This is a genomic window from Psychromonas arctica, from assembly GCF_038155225.1.
Taxonomy (GTDB): Bacteria; Pseudomonadota; Gammaproteobacteria; order Enterobacterales; family Psychromonadaceae; genus Psychromonas; species Psychromonas arctica_B.
On record NZ_JBAKBA010000443.1, the window covers coordinates 1 to 209 of the forward strand.

Annotated in this window: 1 protein-coding gene; it reads left to right on the forward strand. The window is 40.2% G+C overall.

Annotation, left to right across the window (positions count from 1 at the left end):
- Nucleotides 1–209 (forward strand): hypothetical protein (locus V6255_RS19035; RefSeq protein ID WP_341629491.1); only part of this gene is annotated, 209 nt, incomplete at both ends.

Here is a 209-nt window from a genome sequence, read left to right on the forward strand (position 1 = left end):
TTTTTAAAAAACTCACTCCTCACTATCGCACTTTGTAGTCCGTTTATAACACCGGCAGTATTAGCCAATGATCTTGTCGAAACAGCATACCCTTTACTGTATTCAGTGGCATGGAAACAAACAGCGGCAGAATACCAAGCGCTTTATTATCAAGGCTTTAATATCGCTCGTATGCACTTAGAACTCGCATTAGCTAAGCAGAAAAAAGG